Annotated in this window: 20 protein-coding genes; 9 read left to right on the top strand and 11 right to left on the bottom strand. The window is 35.2% G+C overall.

Annotation, left to right across the window (positions count from 1 at the left end):
- The 3 genes from DRF59_RS20660 to DRF59_RS06725 form a co-directional block, all read right to left on the bottom strand.
- Positions 1 to 396 carry a hypothetical protein gene (locus DRF59_RS20660; protein ID WP_123873659.1) on the bottom strand — a complete coding sequence of 132 codons (396 nt, stop codon included), beginning with the start codon at positions 394 to 396 and terminating at the stop codon, positions 1 to 3.
- A 320-nt stretch (positions 397 to 716) separates the two neighbouring features.
- A complete protein-coding gene (locus DRF59_RS06730) occupies positions 717 to 2,450 on the bottom strand; it encodes an ATP-binding protein (RefSeq protein WP_115958032.1) in 1,734 nt (577 codons plus the stop codon).
- A complete protein-coding gene (locus tag DRF59_RS06725; RefSeq protein ID WP_115958030.1) occupies positions 2,447 to 3,538 on the bottom strand; it encodes a hypothetical protein in 1,092 nt (363 codons plus the stop codon). The genes DRF59_RS06730 and DRF59_RS06725 overlap by 4 nt, the downstream gene beginning before the upstream one ends.
- A 1,099-nt stretch (positions 3,539 to 4,637) precedes the next feature.
- On the opposite strand from DRF59_RS06725, the gene DRF59_RS06720 reads away from it, so the two are divergent.
- The 3 genes from DRF59_RS06720 to DRF59_RS06710 all read left to right on the top strand — a co-directional run bounded on the left by DRF59_RS06720 (position 4,638) and on the right by DRF59_RS06710 (position 6,357).
- Positions 4,638 to 5,201 carry a Crp/Fnr family transcriptional regulator gene (locus tag DRF59_RS06720; protein WP_115958028.1) on the top strand — a complete coding sequence of 188 codons (564 nt, stop codon included), beginning with the start codon at positions 4,638 to 4,640 and terminating at the stop codon, positions 5,199 to 5,201.
- Between the two features lie 113 nt (positions 5,202 to 5,314).
- On the top strand, positions 5,315 to 5,704 hold the full coding sequence (locus tag DRF59_RS06715; protein ID WP_115958209.1) for a RidA family protein: 390 nt from the start codon (positions 5,315 to 5,317) through the stop codon (positions 5,702 to 5,704).
- 230 nt (positions 5,705 to 5,934) lie between these two features.
- Positions 5,935 to 6,357, top strand: coding sequence for a nuclear transport factor 2 family protein (locus DRF59_RS06710; protein ID WP_115958026.1), 423 nt, complete (start codon positions 5,935 to 5,937; stop codon positions 6,355 to 6,357).
- 424 nt (positions 6,358 to 6,781) lie between these two features.
- Here the strand turns inward: DRF59_RS06710 and DRF59_RS06705 are convergent, their stop codons facing one another.
- Both DRF59_RS06705 and DRF59_RS06700 read right to left on the bottom strand, forming a co-directional pair.
- Positions 6,782 to 7,699 carry a helix-turn-helix domain-containing protein gene (locus tag DRF59_RS06705; protein WP_115958024.1) on the bottom strand — a complete coding sequence of 306 codons (918 nt, stop codon included), beginning with the start codon at positions 7,697 to 7,699 and terminating at the stop codon, positions 6,782 to 6,784.
- Between the two features lie 48 nt (positions 7,700 to 7,747).
- Entirely contained in the window at positions 7,748 to 8,650 is a 903-nt protein-coding gene (locus tag DRF59_RS06700; protein WP_115958022.1) for an SDR family oxidoreductase, read from the bottom strand.
- A 111-nt stretch (positions 8,651 to 8,761) separates the two neighbouring features.
- Between DRF59_RS06700 and DRF59_RS20720 the strand changes: the two genes are divergently transcribed.
- On the top strand, positions 8,762 to 8,920 hold the full coding sequence (locus DRF59_RS20720; protein ID WP_157967437.1) for a hypothetical protein: 159 nt from the start codon (positions 8,762 to 8,764) through the stop codon (positions 8,918 to 8,920).
- A 187-nt stretch (positions 8,921 to 9,107) separates the two neighbouring features.
- Here the strand turns inward: DRF59_RS20720 and DRF59_RS06695 are convergent, their stop codons facing one another.
- The 4 genes from DRF59_RS06695 to DRF59_RS06680 all read right to left on the bottom strand — a co-directional run bounded on the left by DRF59_RS06695 (position 9,108) and on the right by DRF59_RS06680 (position 12,489).
- On the bottom strand, positions 9,108 to 9,545 hold the full coding sequence (locus DRF59_RS06695) for a Rid family detoxifying hydrolase (RefSeq protein ID WP_241505491.1): 438 nt from the start codon (positions 9,543 to 9,545) through the stop codon (positions 9,108 to 9,110).
- Positions 9,546 to 9,603: 58 nt separating this feature from the next.
- Positions 9,604 to 10,512 carry an alpha/beta fold hydrolase gene (locus DRF59_RS06690; protein ID WP_115958018.1) on the bottom strand — a complete coding sequence of 303 codons (909 nt, stop codon included), beginning with the start codon at positions 10,510 to 10,512 and terminating at the stop codon, positions 9,604 to 9,606.
- Positions 10,513 to 10,628: 116 nt separating this feature from the next.
- Entirely contained in the window at positions 10,629 to 11,450 is an 822-nt protein-coding gene (locus tag DRF59_RS06685) for an alpha/beta fold hydrolase (protein WP_115958016.1), read from the bottom strand.
- Positions 11,451 to 11,661: 211 nt separating this feature from the next.
- Entirely contained in the window at positions 11,662 to 12,489 is an 828-nt protein-coding gene (locus tag DRF59_RS06680; protein ID WP_115958014.1) for a helix-turn-helix domain-containing protein, read from the bottom strand.
- A gap of 424 nt (positions 12,490 to 12,913) precedes the next feature.
- On the opposite strand from DRF59_RS06680, the gene DRF59_RS20655 reads away from it, so the two are divergent.
- Complete coding sequence (locus DRF59_RS20655) at positions 12,914 to 13,054, top strand: bacteriocin-like protein (RefSeq protein ID WP_123873658.1); 141 nt, start codon at positions 12,914 to 12,916, stop codon at positions 13,052 to 13,054.
- 239 nt (positions 13,055 to 13,293) lie between these two features.
- Positions 13,294 to 13,593, top strand: a complete 300-nt coding sequence (locus DRF59_RS06675) for a hypothetical protein (protein ID WP_115958012.1) — start codon at positions 13,294 to 13,296, stop codon at positions 13,591 to 13,593.
- Positions 13,594 to 13,835: 242 nt separating this feature from the next.
- On the opposite strand, the gene DRF59_RS06670 is transcribed toward DRF59_RS06675, so the two are convergent.
- Positions 13,836 to 14,783, bottom strand: coding sequence for a hypothetical protein (locus DRF59_RS06670; RefSeq protein ID WP_115958010.1), 948 nt, complete (start codon positions 14,781 to 14,783; stop codon positions 13,836 to 13,838).
- Positions 14,784 to 15,651: 868 nt separating this feature from the next.
- Here DRF59_RS06670 and DRF59_RS06665 point away from each other — a divergent pair.
- Together DRF59_RS06665 and DRF59_RS06660 are read left to right on the top strand one after the other, a co-directional pair.
- The gene (locus DRF59_RS06665) at positions 15,652 to 16,953 is read left to right on the top strand and encodes an epoxide hydrolase family protein (RefSeq protein ID WP_115958008.1); all 1,302 of its coding nucleotides are present in this window, start codon (positions 15,652 to 15,654) and stop codon (positions 16,951 to 16,953) included.
- 199 nt (positions 16,954 to 17,152) lie between these two features.
- Complete coding sequence (locus tag DRF59_RS06660; protein ID WP_115958006.1) at positions 17,153 to 17,530, top strand: DUF4440 domain-containing protein; 378 nt, start codon at positions 17,153 to 17,155, stop codon at positions 17,528 to 17,530.
- Between the two features lie 84 nt (positions 17,531 to 17,614).
- Here DRF59_RS06660 and DRF59_RS06655 read toward each other — a convergent pair whose 3' ends face one another.
- Entirely contained in the window at positions 17,615 to 18,367 is a 753-nt protein-coding gene (locus tag DRF59_RS06655) for a M12 family metallo-peptidase (RefSeq protein WP_115958004.1), read from the bottom strand.
- Between the two features lie 136 nt (positions 18,368 to 18,503).
- On the opposite strand from DRF59_RS06655, the gene DRF59_RS06650 reads away from it, so the two are divergent.
- Positions 18,504 to 19,130, top strand: a complete 627-nt coding sequence (locus tag DRF59_RS06650) for a hypothetical protein (protein ID WP_157967436.1) — start codon at positions 18,504 to 18,506, stop codon at positions 19,128 to 19,130.
- The last annotated feature ends 204 nt before the right edge of the window (positions 19,131 to 19,334 follow it).

Below are 19,334 nucleotides of genomic sequence, written 5' to 3'. Positions count from 1 at the left end.
TTAATAGCTGTTTCCTCGTAAGCGTTCAATTGTGCCTGAAAATTCTGAACTAGTGATATTACCGTAGCTTTGAAAAGCTTCAAATAAAGTGTTGTAGTCTTCCAATCTTCTGTCTTGAATTGAGCCAAGTAACTCATGACCCATTACAATGAAGTAATCTCGTTGATTCGGGGTTAGGCTTCTTAAATCAATTCTTATCAAGTGTTGCTCATAATTTGACATAGCAATATCATTCAACTCGAATGTTGAAAGATACTTTGTAAGGATTTTTTGTTGATTTAATCTTTTTGTTGAATCTGTTGCATTGTCGGAAATTGTTTTTACGACTGTTAGCATTGCTAATTTTTGCCTTTTATTAAGGCTTCTTACGGTGTCTGTGGAAAATAAAATACCCATTTCTATTAAATTTTTATGCTTGGTTTAGGCAAAAAATAAAGCGTGAGCAATTCACACTTTGTTAGAAGGTATTTGGCGTAACCCACACACAGAAGCAGAACGCCCACGCCGTAGGGTGGGTGTCTAACTTTTGCTCCGTGTGTTTTCAAAATCGCCAAATTTTTCTAACAAAGCAATAAGCTTTACACTTATTATTTTTCGTTGATGTCTTCTAAAATAGCTGATAGCTTTTTAGATGATTTTTTTATATCAATAATTAAACCGTTTTAATTGTTTGTAGTTTGCAAAAATGAGAAAATTTCTTCAACATTTGCTATATCTTATAAAAATTCCATTATTTCAAAGGTCTCATTTAGCATATCATCTAATTCTTGACCGTGTGGTTTCAGGATAGATTCTTTACTTGTTGAGTCTCCGATACAGATTAGTTTTGTGTTATCTACAAAAAATTCTTTGCGATAATCTTCAATCTTAGAATCTTTTGTTTTATTATCAGCAATTGAAATAATTGTTTGTGTATCAGATGGTAGATTATTACAGATAAATTCCAAAATTTTCTTTTTACTGTTACCTTCTAAATCTTCTTTAAAAATACTGTCTAAAATGAAGGGAAGTCTATGTATCGATTCTGTCTCATTAATAATTTTATTAAAAGCAAAATGGTAACTTAAGACAGCTAAATGTAACTCAACCCCTTGAAAAGGGAAGCTTGATAATTCGTAGACATAGTTAAATCTACTATCATTTAAAATAGAAACATCTAATTTTTGATTGTTCAAATTATAATGTTTTTTAAAAGCTTTATTTTTGACTAATCTTTCACTTTCAATATCATCATCATTTTTAAAATCTTTGAGTTGTCCCTTGATTTCATCAATATCAATTGCTAAAATTCCAATATTTTCGTGAATTGAGTTTTCAAGTTTAATGTCAGCTTGAGTCTTTATCCATTCATCAAGGGTTAAATTGTTTTTGGAATAAATTACGTGCTTACGATAATCGTCTTCTAAAACAGTTCTTAGTTCATTAATTTTTTTGTTTAAAGAATTTAAATCAGATTGGATTTTTTTATTCTCTGTTTGGATTCTTTGCTTAATTTTGATAGTATCATTTTCCTCCTGATAATGCTCGTAAATTTGCCTTGTATCATTAGGTAATACTTGTTGACATATTGGACAATTATCTTTTCCAGGAAATTGTTTGCTATGATTCCTACTTACTTTTGAAATCACTGAAAGTCTTTGATTATTGTAAGTCAATAGATTGGATTTTTTTACATAACTATTTTCATATTGTAGCAAATCCTCTTTTCTCTTAGCTATTATATCAATAAATTCCTGCCCTTTTCCCTTAAATGATTCGTCAACCAATTTAGAAGCAATAATTGCTTGGTCTTTTCTTTCAAAATTTACGTAAAAATTATACCGAAACTTTTTTTCATTAAGCTGGTTTTCTAAATTTTTTCTTTGTTCTTTGTTTTCAAGTTTGGTAATCCCTAAATAGTAATCTAAAAAATCATCTTTAAAATTTTTGTAAAAATCCAAATTACTAAATGATTTCCGCAAGTAAACCCATCCTACATCTTGAGAAACATAATAAGGTAAGAAAATGGTTTCTATGGGAGCTTTAGATACACCATTTTTAGATTCTAATACTAAATTAAAGTCTAAAAGTTCATTGAAAAACTCTTTTAATTTCGCATGTTCAACAGAGGTATTTCCACTTATACCATTAAATGTCAAGACTTTTTCCGATTTTGAATCTTTAATATAAATAGTTTCGTCTTTTCTTATAAAGACATATTCGATTGTATCATTATTTTTTTTAACAGTAACATCGAGTCTTATGAAAATATTTTCTTCTAATATTTTTGCAAGTTTAGCTTTGTTATCGTTTATACCGAATGTGAACAAAATTAGTTGTATCAATGTACTTTTTCCAGCAGTATTTGCTCCGTAGATTACATTGAGTTTTTTGCCAAAACTCGTATAAAAGCTCTTGTTATTGGCTTCACTATGAATAAATATTTGGTTAATCGTCAGATATGTTTTCATTGTTGCATAAGTGTTAAAAAGTATCCTGCAGATATAGATGCTTTTAGTTGTAGTGGACTTAAAGTTGAATTTTGTTCGGTTAGAAATGACTCATGTAATGCTTTTATACAAAGTACATCATTAGTGAAATTATGAAATGTATCTTTTTTATTTTCGATAAAACGGATTATCTTTTGGTGTTCACCTTGTGTCAAATCTTTAAATTCATCTAAGCTATTTTCAAAGTTTAGTTCGAAAGACATTGCTTCATAAACATTTATCGAAAGTTCTTCACATATTTTTTCCGCTTTTTTTCTACAAAATTCTAATGCTAAATTTTTTGTTGTTAATATTTTTAAAATTTCATCAATTTGAGAAGATTCAATTCTTTTTTTCTTATTATCAAGTCTGAGCTCACCTCCCTGATTAAATATACCTTCAATCTCCTTAAGACGCTTAATAAATGTATCTCTTGCCGCATCATGATCTACAATTGATTTCCCGAAAACAGATTTAAATTTACCACTTAAAAGTTCCAACTGATTTTTTGTATTTCTACCTAAATCAATAAATGTAAAATTAAGGTTATCAAAATGATTAGCTTGTTCATTGTTAAATATAACCTCAGAATTACCTTTTTTTAAATTATCTTGACAGTCTTTATTAAGTGCAGAGTAAGCGATGGACTCATTAGTTTCATTAATGTAAACTTTTTTAGTTTTTTTACTTGTCGAGCATTTATAATCTAATGCAATTGTATTGTTGGTAATAAAATGCTGTGACTGTATGTAATTTTTAGTTTTTTTTAATGGGTCTTTAAATATTTCAATTCCAATATCACATATTTTTTGGATGATTTCGTAAACTTGGTTTGTTGTCCAGACCGTAGATGATTTTTTTGCTTGGTAAGTTGTTACTTGTGACAGTTCACCTTTATCATTTAAAAAACCAAAAACAATGTCATCATAATGTTCAAGCATTATAAAATAATCTTGAAATTTTAATGTCTCATATTTTTCTAAGAAAATGTAAACACATGTATTCCTCTGAAAATCGAAGCCTACATTTGCATGAACACCTGAGTTGCTATCTATCTTACCTTTAGCCATTTACAATATTAATAAGTTTAATCTCAACCATTTTGTTAATAAATGCGTAAGTATAGTAAAAAAAAACTATTCACAGTATGGGGTTTTCCACATATTTCATCATTTTTATTTACTTTTATTCAAATTTCTTATGGTAATACGACAAAAGTCGTCGTATTAAAAATTATTTTTGATGTCTCGGAAGAGTAACCATATTAGTCTTAGGGGTAGGGTATAAGACGAGTTTTTGCTATCCCCCCCACCTTTAAAAAGTATGGTGAATGTTTTTTGGATGTTTAAAAACTTCAACATTTTTTTTGGAATTTTTTTCCTGCTTGAATTTAAAATTAGATAAGGATTACCCACCTAAGCATAAGAATGCAAAAAACACTATGATGCAAATTATTGTAGAAGAAATGCGGATTTCTTAGACTTAGAGATAGCGATTGCTTTTATTATTCTATATGTCTAAAATGGTATCAAGTAATTCTATGTATTCTTTTTTCAAAATAATAATTTTCCACAATTTTTAGCAGTGTGTGTAATGGAGATAAAATGCTCAGAATTTTGCAATGATAAATTATACTACTATATAATATCTATATGAATATTTTTGTAACTTGAAAGTTGACGAAATTTTGATGAAAATTTAAAAATTCAAATCATTTGATTCTACATTGTTACTATTTTATATAACTTGCTGATAATTAATTATAACTATTTTTGTATCGGAAAGTAATCATATAAAACGGAGCAAACCGAAATAAACCGAAATAAACCAAAAAAAACTGAAAATCAACAACTTAAAAATTTTGATTTTGCTTTAATTTAGTGAACATTGGTTCGTTTTGATCTGTTTTGTCCCCCGTTTGTCCCCAAAAACCGAGTTTGTAACATTTTTTTTAACACGGAGAGCTAACTTCGCTTAAGGTATCTTAATGCATCTTATTGTTATCTGAATTTCAGATAGATATAGTCGGCTTATCGAAACCGCCCATTTTTAATATGTAAACTTGATATAATCCTGTCATCTTATAATGCGGAGGTTAATATCATAAATAATCCATAAATTTGGTGAAGCCAAGTTATCTCCGTTTTAGATAAAGTTCTGAATAACGTTATGTATGATATTCTCAGGAAGCACATTGAAAAAATAATCCCTTTAACAGATAAAGAGGCTGAACTTGTTTTTCCTTTCTTCGTCAGTAAGAAATATAAAAAACATCAGTTTTTGATCCAGCAAGGTGAACCGGTAAAATATAATTATTTCATCTTGGAAGGTCTGCTTAAGTTAGTTTTAACAGAAGATAACGGCAAAAGCTTTATTGTCGGATTCGCCATGGAAGACTGGTGGGAAACAGATTTTCAGGCATATTATCAGCAGGCCGATGCATCAATGTCCCTGGAATGTATAGAGGATACCCAGGTGCTGTGCCTTTCTTTAGATGACTATCGGAATCTCTGTAAAACAGTTCCTAAGATGGAGCATTTTTTCCTTCAAAAAGCATACGCTGGCTATATTGCCGCACAACAACGCATTATTTCGTCCATGACTTCCAATACCTCCCAAAGATATGCCGAGTTGCTAAAAAGATATCCCACATTAGTTCAGCGCGTTCCCAAATCTCTACTTGCTGCATACCTTGGAGTATCGAGAGAAACATTGAGTCGCCTGTCCCAATGATGTGATCTTCATCACATGAAAATGGTGAGTTGAGTCAACTGCGTGAAAGCAAAGTTATCAGCAATTTTGCAGGGTAACAAGTAGATCACATGTCATCAACAAAATCAAACATCATGGAAAAAAAAACCATCAATCCCTGGGCTTGGCAAAAAGAGCGTAATTATAACCAAGCTGTCGAAGTAAGTAACGTGCAAAGCACATTGTATTGCTCAGGACAGGCTGCAATTGACCAGGAAGGAATTTCAAGCAATGCAGATATGAAATCCCAATTACTGCAGGCGATCAGTAATCTTGAAGAAGTAATTTCTACAGCCGGTTATGAACTCTCCAATATTGTAAAACTTAATGTTTATTCCACAGCTACTGACGAGTTCCTGTCGCATTTCCATATACTAAAAAAATGGGTAGCACTGCATAAAATAGAGCAGGCCTTAACTGTTGTTGAGGTTGTGGCACTTTATGAGACGTTAAAAGTAGAATTGGAAGCAGTTGCCGTCAAGTAATTAACTTAAAAAGAAGCCTTTAAAAGTAATAAAGCAAAAAAGGCTGTTTTCAAAATAGGCTACCGGACAAGTAGCTTATTTTTTTATCCGGTCTTTTTTTATCCGGAAGATTTTGGCTTTGAAACGCAAAGAATTTAAGCACACTCAATATAAAGTTTTTATTGTACGATCTCTTAAGAATTAAATATCTTTAATGCTTAGTAGATCAATAATAAAAATCATCAATCAATATGGAAACAAGAAAAGCACAATCTCTAATGAAGCCAGCAGTTCTAAATGACAGAACTAACAAAATCTTCTCGTACGTTGAGGCCTATAACAGTATGGAAGTGGGAAAAATGACAGCAGATTTTGATGATAAAATTGTTTTCCTCAACATCATGAACGGTGAAAAAACAATGGAACTGCAAGGCGTCGAACAATTTCAAAAACAGGCCATCGACGCGCTCTCTTATTTCAGTGAAAGACATCAAACCATCGAGACCGTGATTCACAGTATCGATTCCACTGAGATATCTATTAGTTACAGGGCAATCGCGGCAATGGACTTTGCGAATGGCCCAAAAAAAGGTGATGAAATTACATTAAAAGGAAAGTCTGTTTTTGAGTTTTCAGCTGATGGAAAGATAATTAGGTTGACAGATATAGCATAAATTATTAAACCATTTATTTAATGGCTCTGGAAAAAGCGGTGATGGACTATGACTGTTTTAATAAGGAACTCGACGAAGATATCAATTATGATAAAATTGTGGTACTCCATCCAATAGCAAAGTAATAATTAGTTACACTATGATACTCCTGTGATACAGATAGGTTTCTTCCCCTGCCCGGAGCGATATCTGTGACGTTTTTACAGTAGAACCCATTTACTAAGGATAGTGGTTACGCCTACTCAATATGAATTTTCATTTGTAAAAGATTGTTTTATTTAAAAGAAGTAAATATCAGGTTTGTAAAGGGATCGGATTAACCCTTTCAATGAAATCAAAGAAAATATATCAAATTCACTGAGTCAACTTTTTGATTTGGTCGAGAACATGATCAAAATATGGAATGAGAACCATAAATACGAACTCAATTGAATGAATTCCTGAACTCAAGCGGTGAAAAATTGGTTTTGGCTTTAAACAGTTTATTGAATGACTGGGGGTGCTCAAAACCCAGTTCATAGGCGATCTCACTTATGGTAAGTTCAGTTGTAGAAAGTTTCTCTTTGGCTTTTTCGATTAACTTTTCATGGATGATCTGTTGCGTGGTTTGTCCTGTCAGCGATTTGAGCAGTCCCCGCATGTATTGTGGAGACATATTCAGCTTTTCGGAAAGCAGCTGCACCGTAGGTAGACCATTTTCTATGATATTTTTTCCTTCAAAATAATCCGAAAGGAAATTTTCCAGCTTCTCCAAAAACTGATGGCTGGCTTTCTTTCGTGTTATAAATTGACGCTGATAAAAACGCTCTGAATAATTAAACAGCGTCTCCAGTTGAGAAATGATAATATTTTGGCTGAACTGGTCTATATTGCCCTGATATTCCTGCTTAATATTTGCGATGATCTGCTGCATTTTTTGTTCCTCGTCTTCTGATAGGAACAACGCTTCATTCACCGAATAATCAAAAAATTCATATCTTTTGATCGAAGCGGACAGCGCCGTATTCCAAAGAAAGTCCGGATGGATCATCAGCATCCATCCGGAAGGATTCTTACCTTGTTCTTCACGTATTACACTTAAAACCTGATGTGGGGCCATGCAGAACATCACGCCTTCATCAAAATCATAATCATTCTGTCCATATCTGTACTTGTGGTCCATATCACGTTTTACCGAAATCATATAAAAATCAAACAGCAGGATCTGTTTTCCGACCTTTGAAGGCTCGGTCATATCTTCAAAATTGATCACACTGATCTGCGGATGCTTCGGCCCCGGGAGACCGCGCAGTTTGTGAAAATCGGAAATGGTTTTTATTCGAATGGGTTTATTATCGGACATGGTTTCACCTGCTTTTATATTTTAATGGATAGGAAACAAAATTACAAATTATCGGAGTTCCGAAAAATAATACAAACCTTTTAAATCTTCCAGTAGAGTTGGATGTAACGGATTCCAGTCCAGCGCTTTCCTTGTCCATTCACTTGAACTCGGGTTATCAAGCTTTGCAAAATGCGTAAACCAAGAAAAATGTTGCTCAGCTTCCAGGGAATTTAGGGAGATCACTGGAATATTTAAACGCTCTGCAATTTCAGCGGCTACTGCCTTAAGCTCAATCCCCTCTTCGGATACTGCATGATACCTGGTTCCACTGGCAAATGGTTTTTCCAGCGCCAATCGGTAGAGCCTTGCCGCATCAAGTAGATGCACAGCTGGCCAACGGTTAATTCCATCGCCAATGATCGCTGAGACACCTTTTTCCCTTGCAATTTTAACAAATAGCGGAACAAAGCCGATTTTATCACCTTCACCATGCACAGATGGAGATAATCTAATAACGGCAACACGCACGCCTTTTGCGACCTGATCGTCCGCGGCATTTTCAGTTGCAATTCTCGGATGGGGGTGATTGACACTGCGGTCCTGCTCTGTTGTAATACCATCTTTTGAAAAAAGGGCAGTGCCAGAAGTAATGAAAAAGGGCTTGTCCGTACCGACCAGAGTATCTCCTATGGCATTGATCACTTCCTTATCCAATTCACACATTTCCTGAAAACGCCCAAAATCATGAACAAATCCTAAGTGTATAACGGCATCAGCGGCTTTAGCCCCCGATTTCAGACGTTCAAAATCAGTAAGATCACCATAGTGGGGCTCTGCTCCTGCCTCAATTAATTTTTTTGCAGATTCTTCCGACCGTGCAAGTCCGAGAACATCGTGACCAGCTCCTAATAATTCCTGTACTACAGCTGTTCCTACGAAACCTGTAGCGCCTGTAACAAATACTTTCATGTCTATTATTATTTATGAAGCAAAGTTCAGGGTTCTTATGCCCCTAAATGTATCCAAAAATAGCTTTGTTGTAGCCAAAACTAACAATGTTGCTAAAAGTGATTCAGATGTTTGAGCTTAAAACTATACTATCAAACTCCTATTTTTAATCTTGATACCACCAAACTTACCGATGGTGAACACCGGCTTAATAAGATCATCAATAAATTTGGAAATAAAGAAGGAAGCTTGTGCGTTTCCATGTCCGCAACGTTGCAATTTTACATTTAAAAGGAATCTCGGACCTGGAAACAGTAAACGGTGTTCTCCCATTAATACTGAATGTCTATGATACCGGAAACCAGAACTTCAAAGAAATTGAAAACCTTGAACTATTCCACTATGGGTATGGATGATCATACCGTTTTTGTCGTATGGACTACATCTTATTTTCTAACTAATTTTTCATTATAACTCATCATCTTTTGACGGCTATACATTCTATCTCAACTTCAGCATTCCTTGGTAATGAAACCACCTCAATTGTGCTCCTTGCCGGAAAACGGCCGTGAAAATATCGGCCATATATTTGATTGATTGTTTCAAAATTCTTCATGTCTGTCAAAAATATTGTTGTCTTAGTAATATGCTGGAGATCTGATTGATTATTTTGAAGTATAATCTTCAGATTTTCCATAATCTGGACAGTTTGTTCTTCAATTCCATTTTTTAAGCTGTTCGTATTTTTATCTAAGCCTATCTGTCCCGATACAAAAATAAGATTATCATAACTCGTCGAATGGCTATATGGACCAATAGCTTTGGGAAGATCCGTATGATTACTAATTTTTATATTTTTTTCTACATTGCAGGACATGAGAGTAAGTGACAGCAGCAATATTATTGATTTGTTCATCTCGAAAGGTTTAAAAAAAGGTCAGTTTTTAGCAACTGACCTTATTCTTTATTTTTTCTTATTTTTTAATAAAGTTCAGTAATTCACCATTAAATTTATCCAACTCTTCGATAAATAGGGCATGGCCGCTTTTTTCGAAAGGAACTAGTGTTGAATTTTTTAGTAAGGCATTCATCTGTTCTGCAAGATCATAAGAGCAGATTTTATCCAATTTACCGTGCAGGATCAAAGTAGGAATTGTTATTTTCTTCAAATCATTACGTAGATCACTATCTCTCAGAGTTTTCAACCCTTCAGCCATTGCATAAGGTGATGCCTGAGCCTGGATACCTCCCAACCAAGTGCCATGACCTTGAGAAACGCTGGTTTTATTAGCTGGAAATATCTTTCCGAATGTTGCAAATAGCTCCGGACGGTTGGTGTTGTTAAGATTGATCAAACCATTAACATCTTCTTTGGTCCACAGGCCATAATTAAAGTCTGCACGCTTTGTCCAGATTGGTGCTGCCGCGCCAAATAGTGCCATCTTGGAAACGTGAGCCGCATTATATTTGGCTACATAGTGAATCACGGTAGCACCACCCATAGAAAATCCACCAATTGTAGCATTCTTAATATCCAATTTGTCTAATACCACCTTGATATCATCTGCAAATACGTCATAATTATATTTGCCGCCCGGTTTATCTGATAATCCGAATCCCCTCAATGTAATACCAATCACCCGGTAACCTTTTTGAATAAAATCGGCATACTGATATTCGTACATGGCGTCACTCAAGGGCCATCCGTGGATCAAGACAATAGGTTCTCCCTCACCAAGGTCGGTCACATGCAGTTTCACATTTTTCTCTACTTCAATATATTCTTCTCTGCCATAGGATGCAGGTGTTCTCTTCGTTTGTGATAAAACTGTATTTGAAATTAATGTTGTAAATAATACGAGTGCTAAAATTAAATTTTTCATGTTCTTTAAATATTTATTATTGTTTATTCTGTTTGATAGTACAAAGTTGATCTTAATTATCAGCCCTTACAATGGACGGCTTTCGCTTTGAATTGCACTTTTTACCTCTTTTAATTTTATCCGTTTATAAATGATAGAATATCCTCGTTGATGACATCGGCATTAATAGTGGGCATTCCGTGGGAGAAGCCCGGATAAATGATCAGCTTGCTGTTTTTCAAAAGCTCAGCGGCTTTAACGGCTGTGGTTGCATAAGGCACAATTTGATCATCGTCACCATGCAATACCAACACAGGTATTTCTACACTTTTTAGATCTTCAGTAAAATCGGTCTCCGAAAATACTTTGATACAGTCATACTGCGCCTTGATACCACCCATCATTCCCTGTCTCCACCAGTTGTCCTGTATTCCTTTTTTAATAACCGCATCTTCCCTATTGTAGCCATAGAAAGGAACTGTAAGATCCTGGTAGAACTGTTGTCTGTTATGACGTGTATTATGGCGGATATCGTCAAAAACTGCAAGTGGCACCCCTTCCGGATTATTGTCGTCAGCAATCATATAAGGTGTAATTGCGCTGATCAAAACCACTTTGGAGACCCGGTCTTTCCCATATTGGGCGGCATACCTGATCGCCTCGCCACCACCTGTTGAATGCCCTACATGGATAACATCCCTTAGATCCAGGAATTCTACCAGTTCTGCAACATCAGCTGCATAAGTATCCATGTCATTTCCCTTATAGGTTTGAGTGGATCTTCCGTGACCTCTTCTATCATGGGAGATTACTCTAAATCCTTTTTCAAGGAAAAACATCATCTGAGCATCCCAGTCATCGGATGATAATGGCCATCCATGGTGAAAAAATATCGGCTGTCCTTCACCTAAATCTTTGAAATAAATTTCTGTTCCATCTTTTACTGTAAACTTGTTCATGTCTTTATTATTTAATGTTGTTTTATTTTGATATTGCAAAGTTGGGGTAAATTCAGGGGCCCATCAATGGATGGTTTTCGCTTTGAATTGCACTTTTTCCCCCGACGAAGGTTATTTGGTGTCAGATAGCATTATCTACTGTTCGAAAGGGTATAATAATGCAAAAAGCACAACCCAACAGGTTGTGCTTTTTGCATTATTTGATAACGCTCTATTTAAACTGTTTTCTAAAGTTCGTTGGTGATATTCCGGTATGTTTTGTGAAAAAACGGACAAAGTACGCATCGTCGTCGTAATTCAGGCTGTAGGCAACCTCTTTCACATTCATGGTGGTATGTGCTAAAAGGCGCTTGCTTTCCAGAATTATCCGGTTTTTTATAATATCATTTGGCGTTTCTTTACTGACCATGCTTATTTTTTTGCTGAGGTTCTTTGGTGTAATACAGAGTATGTCAGCATAGTCGGCCACCGTGTGATGCGTTTTAAAATGCTGTTCAACCAATTTGCTGAATTTCCGCAAAAACTGTACGTCAGCCTGCTGCACGCTGTCAGATAATTCGTGCTGCTGCTTCCAGATTCTTGTCGATTTTAATATAATCAGTTTTAACAATGTTCTCAGCATCTCTTCAGTACTAGAATCTTCGTTCCCCAGTTCAAACTGAATATCGCTTATGATCTTTTGGATCTCAACAGACTGCTCTTCGTTTAAATTGATAAAAGGGATCTCAAATACATTATTGTATAAAATACCATCACAGGCAACTTCATGATCGTGAATTTCTACACAATAAAAATCTTTGTTAAAATGCATCAGTTGTCCACCTATAGTTTCACAGGGCTTTAAAATCACATGTGGATTAATAAACAATAAGGCATCGGTTTTCATGGCTATCTCCTGAAAGTCGACCTGGATGATTGCATTTTTTGGGATAAACAGGACTTTAATATGCTCGCGTATTTTATTCAGGGAATCGTTCTGAGCTGAGGTTTTGCTGAATTCCAGCTTACCAAATTTTTTATATGAAAATTCTTTAATCATTTTAAGTCACTACAAATTTCTGTTACGCTCAATTTTGAACATTCATCAAAATTAAGAAATTAAAAAACGTTCTATCCGAAATAATACAATATTCAATTTTAATTTCACCACTCCCTTGTGAACTTTACTGTAGTTATAGAATAGCCGGTATTTTGTCTGGATATTTAGATCTCCTTTAAAGATTGATTCTATATTTTCAATCGTTATAGTTTGCTTTGATTCATGGCGTAGTTTTTACACTACTATATTTACCAAAATTTTTGATTAAAGTACTACAGTCTCTCTTACCTCACTTTAAAATTTCATATTGATTGTTCCATTTCCAAACCGCTACCAGAATATCTGTCCCTATGTTAAAAGATATTAATTTTTAAATAGTGTAATAAATATTTACGAAATTTACTTTTACATTAAATAATTTAATATGAAAAATCTAAAAAAACTTACAAAAGCAGATTTAAAATCAATTCTTGGTGGTTCAAACTGTGTTAGAATGTGTTTTATAGGCGATAAATTAGTATGTGTTCCTTATAATTCATGTGGCGGCCCAGGACTTGAACCTTAACCTGTAAAAGACGTTTTTAAAGCATTATGTGTCCAGATATTTTATATCAGCAAATATTTGAAACATATATTAGCAAGTCACAAGCGGGGAATTTAAATCCCCGTTTTTTTTACCTAAAAATCAAGAGTTCCTTACATATCTTCTTGAAAGACATAAACTCATTCTACCACGTTATGCCTACAGTAGTTGCTGCATCAGCAGCTTTACCTTCTTTTTCTTAAACAAGCAGGGAACAGCGCATGGATTTCCTACAGTGGTTACAGGATGCGCTGATGGAGCACCTCGACGACCTACAGCTCATGGTGCAATTATGGCTGGATAGAAGATCATTACGGCACAGTTGTCTGGCAAATACAAAGAAATCTAAACACACAGGAGGTGCATTAAAAAATCAAAGTGTTACGGAAGATCTCACTCTTCCTCCCGGACAATATACACTGCATTATAATCAGATTCCGGACATGCATACAGCCATTGGGATTCATTACCTCCAGATGATTACTTTTAGGGATTCGTGTATTGGATATATCATCCATTAATTAATCCAACCTGATTAAGAGGTTAAAATAATAGCATTCTAAAGACAAAAAAGCCTGACTTACCTGTAATTATAGGTAAATCAAGCTTAAAACATATCGTTTATTCACAAACAGCCAATTATTATAACGGCTAGAAGGCTCTTCTTAGATTTTTATCAACAAAAAAGCAATCATTAATTAAAAACTGATAAAAAGATGAACATTTGCGGAGATCATATTAAGAATCATCAAAACCTTATCATTTACAATATTTTCTTGATAATAAAAGATGTTGACCATCCTTTATTTTCATTTGTTCCGATATGAGGATCTGAAATTGGGCTCTTGTCTGTGGAGAGCTTAATGCTGCCACCAACAACCGCTGTTGTTAAAACATATGAAGTACCTGCTGTTAAATAGGCAGAGAAATAACCTGACGATGCAATGGGAAGGTCAAAAACAAGATTCGGGGGTACTGGAGCCACGTTCTGAGCTGTACGTCCTTTCCAGATATTATTCGTTGGATAACCTTGTTTAATTCCTATACTAACAGTTCTTGGAGTAGAAGTGGTATTATACCAACCAGCTTGAAATTGAATAAAGTAAAGCCCGGACTCTGAGACAACCAGAGATCCTGTATTCTTATTAAAAGAATATCCTCCTGGATTATGAAATTCTTTCAGGATCGTGATCGCCTTCCCATTAACATCACTGTTTAGGTTAAATTCCATACTCGGCAATGTGCTATCAGCTATCAGATATAGTGCATCCGACGAACCTGATGACGATCCGGTACTAAACCTTGACCACTTCTTCCCGTCCCAATAATAATACCCCGGAGTAACATTCTTGGGATAGGTTCCGGCAGTCATAAAATTATATACAAGAAGACCTATAGCCGGTGAGGCAATGGTGGTAGTATCATCCGTACTTTGAAGCATAACACGGGAAGGCAGAAATCCTTTATCCATTCCTGCAAGGTGTAAAGCTGCAGAAGCATCAGGAGATATGGTTCCTATCCCGATTCTTCCATTATCTGTGACTACGAAATCGTCTGTAACCTGATTAGCATTGGGAACCTCTGTTTCAGGATTATTTTTCTTTCCGTCTAAATGAAAAGCTTGTTGTGGATTAGGTGTATTAATCCCTATCTGGCTATAAACTGTAGAAAAACCTACAATAAGGAACACCATTGAAATAATTTTTTTCATGTTTTTTTATTAATTAATAATTATATTTATATTGTCTTAGAGCTCCTTCCCTACTATCCTCCTTCTTTACCGGGAAATTTTTGTTGATTATTTTTTCATTGTTATATATTTAAATTTTCATGTATTCATATCCTGTTAATTTTTTTATCCTCAATTTTAAAGTCAGACATAAAGGTAAGAATCCATTATCTTTACATATGTTCCCAAGGCAAGAGCAAATGATTTTTCATTGCAGATTGAAAATTTATTATACGATATGTTAGAATTGTATTAATAACATTACAAACTATTATTCAGTTTGTCGGAAACCTGCCTACAGCTAATTCCTATACAAGTTTTGCGATAGGAGTCTTCATAGATAATAAGTTACATGCAGTAAGGCTTGGCTTTTTCGGATATGACGTAATTGACGGTTTCCAGACAGAAACGGTTGCTACAACAATAAATAATTTATCTGCAGGACAGCATACGATCAGAGTTGCAGTAGCCAGACGTTATAATTATCTAGGAGGAAATCTGGATCTGTTTGTAGGAAAGAAACCTCCTACAGCAACCAATACGAGCAATTTTACCAACAGAAGTTCCATCACTATTCAATCGTATGTAAAAAATACAGATTGATTAATCCTATGAACCAATCTATTTCAACACTACCGATAACCTCACAATGTGTATAAGGTAAAAAATGTGTGTTTTTTTCGAACCACGCATTTTTTGCTTGCTTGCGTTTAAATCATTTGCATAAAACTTCTGTTCACCTCTCCTATTTTCCAGCTCAGCAGCGAATATGTCCACCAGAACCCATTCTTAATTTAAAGTGCGTTCCATCACCCATAATTTTGTCACAACAAATCAAAATCAAAAAGCAATGAAAACAAAATTGACTACAATCCTTATGCTAGCGACATTCGCATTCAGTATTCCAATGATTACCAATGCACAAACTACAAAGACAAGAACGGAAGCTACAAATTCTGATACAGCGATCAGACCTTTCAGAATCAATATTCCGCAGTCTAAACTTGATGAACTCAAAAGACGCATCTCGGGGACCCGCTTTCCGGACAAAGAAACCGTTAATGACGAGTCACAGGGTTTACAACTGGCCCAGCTCAAAGAACTGATAAATTACTGGGAAAATGGTTATGACTGGCGCAAAGTGGAAAATAAATTGAACGCACTTCCACAGTTTATCACCAGAATTGATGGACTTGATATCCAGTTTATCCATGTACGCTCAAAAGAAAAGGGAGCTTTACCTATCATCCTTACCCATGGCTGGCCGGGCTCACCACTGGAGTTCATTGACACCATTGGCCCACTAACTGATCCTGTTAAATATGGAGGAAAGGCCGAAGATGCGTTTGATGTGATTATTCCTGCAATTCCGGGATATGGTTTCTCCGAGATCCCGAAGGAACAGGGATGGAATCCTGATCGTGTTGCCAGAGCCTGGGACACCCTGGTTAAGCGCCTTGGCTATACAAAATACGTTTCTCAGGGAGGTGATCATGGTTCGGTAATTTCAGATGCGTTGGCAAGACAGGCACCTTCAGGGCTTTTAGGTATTCACCTGACCATGCCTGCCACTATTCCAGCAGAACTGGTAAAACCGATCAATGCAGGTGACCCTGCCCCAGCCGGGCTTTCGGAATCCGAAACAAAGGCTTATAATTCCATGAGTACCTTCTTCGGCAGGAATGCGGCCTATGGCGGAATGATGGTAACAAGGCCACAAACCACCGGATATTTGCTTTCTGATTCTCCGGGTGCATTGGCAGCATTCCTCTATGAAAAAATTGCAGAGTGGTCTGAAAGCGACTTAAAACCTGAAAAGGTTATCAGCCGCGATGCCATCCTTGATGATATAACATTATATTGGCTGACTAACACGGGAGCCTCATCATCACGTTTCTACTGGGAAAACAATAACAATAATTTCAGCTCAGAACACCAGAAAACAAAAGATATTAAAGTTCCGGTAGCCATAACGGTATTCCCGCATGAAATCTACCAGGCCCCTGAAAGCTGGTCAAAAGCAGCTTATCCATCACTGTATTATTATCACATGGCAACAAAAGGCGGCCATTTTGCTGCCTGGGAACAGCCTGAAGTTTTTGTACAGGAGATGAGAAATGCATTTAAAACACTTAGAAACAATCTATATTAGATTCCGGAACACTGATCTAAAGATAAAACATGAAATCGGAAAATATTTCATTGTGTTTATTTGGTTGGGGACTGTCCAAAATGTTGGGCAGTCTTTTCTTATTACGGCACTGATACACTGACTGCCGCTATAAAGAACATTCATTCAGAATAGATATTGGTTCAATATTTGTAGAATACTGATAATAAAACAGATACAAATGGAAGCAAATGTAATTGAATTCGAAAAGCGGTATTGGAATGCGATGGAGAATCATGATTATAATACCGTCAGAAATCTTACCAGATTCCCCTGTATTGTTGCCGGCAGAGATGGAATCAGGCAAGTTGATGAAACTGAATTTCAGAAGAATTTTGAATCGAGCAAGGGTATGCAGCTGAAAGTTTTAGATCTGTATGATGAGAAATACCAAAAAATCAATGAAGAAACGATGATCATTGTCTATATGATCAGAATGCAATTTACATCCGACGGAAAAGAAACTCCATTTCACTGTGCCTGTGCATCCACCTGGGTTAAAGAAGACAACAATTGGCTATGTGCCCTGCATACGGAAACTGATGTAACTAGAAATTGACCCCTGATTTTATAACGGGGTCTTTTGAAAAAGGTTATAAAATAAATAATGGCAAATGTTTACGCAATTCCATGTCCAAAAGCTCTATTTTCCTCCGTTTGCCTTTAAATCAGCCTTACAATTGGAATCAAGCTGAGGAATGTTGTTGGTGTTAAGGAAGCCCAAGATATCTGTAGTTTCTGAAGCATAGTACATTAAACAATTCTTATTGTCACAGTGATTTCCATGGGCAGTGTCTTTATGATTGGCCTGCATCTGAGATCCCAAATCAACAAGTCCTAGTAAATGGCCAAGTTCATGTTCCAGTACCGTAGCTTCAAGCTTTGTTCTGCTAACCTGCCCGAAGCCTCCTGAATTATCATGAATCGTTTTTCCTAACAAAGCAATAGACGTATTGCGATAGGCTATTCCCAATGTATTCGCATTATCTGAATATTGTCCATTGGTATAAATAATACTCACAGCCATCACAGATCCACTGGTAAAGGACGTCCGGTTTGAATTTTCAATTGATCTGATTTCCTCCGCTGATAAACCGGAAGTAGATGCTCCTGCAATTTCTTTTTGTATAATACTTATTCCTCCTTCTTTATTAAGAAATGTTGAAAGAAAGTTTTTAACCAGCGATATGGCATTGGCATTAGGTGCATATCCCGGCATATAGAGTATTTCAATAACTAAAGCATTATATTTGCTATTATTCAGCAGATCATTTGAAGATGAACCTACTGAACGGGTATGATTATAATCCCCCGGATCGTTGCTGAACTCACTGTCCCTTTCACAAGAGATCAACAAAAAGAAAAACAATAACGTAAGATTAAATTTTCTGAACATGCCTTGAGATTATAAATTTAAAATTACAAAAAAATAGTATTGCATCCTGGGTTATCCCGGAAAAGTTAAAATTCAGACAAGCATACATGAAAAAGTATATCTATCTTACAGCATATTAGTAACTTTATATTATATTTTGGAACGATTTGGAAACCCATTATGGAACACTGACAAAAAATATAATAATGAATCATTAAAAAGAAATCATATGATCATTAATAACATAGACACTCTATTTGAGGTAAATACTTCTGAGTCATACAATAAAGAGATGTATTTTTTTGGTAATCATCTTATTATACCGTATATAAACCTTGAAATATTTGATATCTGTTCTCAATCCACTACATTAAAAAAATATGATAAATTAGATTTTTCATATCTGATTTTTAAAGATGTAAAAGAAATATTCTGGAAGTATGCGGTTAATGATAAGGTAAATCACGTGAAATTAATCTTTGATGAGTTTTATGATGAAGCTGTTTATTCAACAGACCATATAGAGGCTACCAATATATTTACTGATCATTATGGGTTTGACTTTGAGATCAGATTTAAAGAACAGTATTTATATTTTTCAGAGGACGTAGGGATAAAGAACGGGGCATTAAATTATTGGACACCCATTGAACTCCCTAATTTCAAAAGGGATATGAACGAAAAAGAAGTCCAGTCTTTTTTCGCTAAGGATCATGTTCCACCTGATATTTTAAACTTGGTTGGTGCAAGACATTTTTCAATGCTAAAAACTTTAGATTTTTAGATTTTGGACTTCCAACACTTTAGGCAGACCGGAGCCTGATCAGCGGCTTAATTCCATTACCGGTAATTTTAGAAACCGGCCGCATGAAAACCTTACCTTAGAGGTACTGCAAAACAATCGGCAATGAGCGTAAGAAACCTGATAAGATTATCAGGCAAAACTTAATATTACTTTTATTCAGTATATATCAGCCCGATTATTACT

The sequence above is a fragment of the Chryseobacterium flavum genome (assembly GCF_003385595.1).
GTDB classification, from domain to species: domain Bacteria; phylum Bacteroidota; class Bacteroidia; order Flavobacteriales; family Weeksellaceae; genus Chryseobacterium; species Chryseobacterium flavum.
This window is presented reverse-complemented; position numbering and strand designations above follow the sequence as displayed.

Coding starts and splice junctions, on each gene's coding strand:
- DRF59_RS06685 (WP_115958016.1), bottom strand. CDS start 11,450: ATGAACAAGTTTACAGTAAAAGATGGAACAGAAATTTATTTCAAAGAT.
- DRF59_RS06680 (WP_115958014.1), bottom strand. CDS start 12,489: ATGATTAAAGAATTTTCATATAAAAAATTTGGTAAGCTGGAATTCAGC.
- DRF59_RS06705 (WP_115958024.1), bottom strand. CDS start 7,699: ATGTCCGATAATAAACCCATTCGAATAAAAACCATTTCCGATTTTCAC.
- DRF59_RS06675 (WP_115958012.1), top strand. CDS start 13,294: ATGGATTTCCTACAGTGGTTACAGGATGCGCTGATGGAGCACCTCGAC.
- DRF59_RS06720 (WP_115958028.1), top strand. CDS start 4,638: ATGTATGATATTCTCAGGAAGCACATTGAAAAAATAATCCCTTTAACA.
- DRF59_RS06715 (WP_115958209.1), top strand. CDS start 5,315: ATGGAAAAAAAAACCATCAATCCCTGGGCTTGGCAAAAAGAGCGTAAT.
- DRF59_RS06655 (WP_115958004.1), bottom strand. CDS start 18,367: ATGTTCAGAAAATTTAATCTTACGTTATTGTTTTTCTTTTTGTTGATC.
- DRF59_RS06670 (WP_115958010.1), bottom strand. CDS start 14,783: ATGAAAAAAATTATTTCAATGGTGTTCCTTATTGTAGGTTTTTCTACA.
- DRF59_RS06725 (WP_115958030.1), bottom strand. CDS start 3,538: ATGGCTAAAGGTAAGATAGATAGCAACTCAGGTGTTCATGCAAATGTA.
- DRF59_RS20655 (WP_123873658.1), top strand. CDS start 12,914: ATGAAAAATCTAAAAAAACTTACAAAAGCAGATTTAAAATCAATTCTT.
- DRF59_RS06665 (WP_115958008.1), top strand. CDS start 15,652: ATGAAAACAAAATTGACTACAATCCTTATGCTAGCGACATTCGCATTC.
- DRF59_RS06690 (WP_115958018.1), bottom strand. CDS start 10,512: ATGAAAAATTTAATTTTAGCACTCGTATTATTTACAACATTAATTTCA.
- DRF59_RS20660 (WP_123873659.1), bottom strand. CDS start 396: ATGGGTATTTTATTTTCCACAGACACCGTAAGAAGCCTTAATAAAAGG.
- DRF59_RS06695 (WP_241505491.1), bottom strand. CDS start 9,545: ATGAACAAATCAATAATATTGCTGCTGTCACTTACTCTCATGTCCTGC.
- DRF59_RS06660 (WP_115958006.1), top strand. CDS start 17,153: ATGGAAGCAAATGTAATTGAATTCGAAAAGCGGTATTGGAATGCGATG.
- DRF59_RS06710 (WP_115958026.1), top strand. CDS start 5,935: ATGGAAACAAGAAAAGCACAATCTCTAATGAAGCCAGCAGTTCTAAAT.
- DRF59_RS06700 (WP_115958022.1), bottom strand. CDS start 8,650: ATGAAAGTATTTGTTACAGGCGCTACAGGTTTCGTAGGAACAGCTGTA.
- DRF59_RS06730 (WP_115958032.1), bottom strand. CDS start 2,450: ATGAAAACATATCTGACGATTAACCAAATATTTATTCATAGTGAAGCC.